The sequence below is a fragment of the Enterobacter sp. ZOR0014 genome (assembly GCF_000798855.1).
Lineage (GTDB): Bacteria > Pseudomonadota > Gammaproteobacteria > Enterobacterales > Enterobacteriaceae > Enterobacter > Enterobacter kobei.
In genome coordinates, this window is record NZ_JTLF01000229.1 from 1 (window position 1) to 354 (window position 354).

Below are 354 nucleotides of genomic sequence, written 5' to 3' on the forward strand. Positions count from 1 at the left end.
ACCGCTTCGTTTTGCCACGCTGTAACTCTTTGAGTATCATTGTTTAGCTTTCCACGTGAAAATGATACCACTTTTCCGAATAAGTTCAATTTTTCCCCTTTCTACCATAAACTCACACCTTTCCCACGTTTATACTCGCTTGTCTTCTTGTTATGGCAAGACTTACAAAGGAGTTGTAGGTTATCAGGGTTCAGCGCTATTTTCCAATCATCAAGATTTTCCCAAGTTAGTTCTATAATATGGTCTACTTCGTATTTTTTAGCACCGAATGCGCCACATCTTACGCAAGTCATCTTATCACGTTGTCTTACATAATCACGGACAGCCAACCATTCTTTTTTATTATACATGTTC

1 protein-coding gene is annotated in these 354 nt (G+C 38.4%); it reads right to left on the reverse strand.

What is annotated here, in order from left to right; genetic code table 11:
• Positions 1 to 101: 101 nt before the first annotated feature.
• On the reverse strand, positions 102 to 354 hold a 253-nt coding region (locus tag L977_RS23795), incomplete at its 5' end, for an HNH endonuclease (protein ID WP_047625806.1).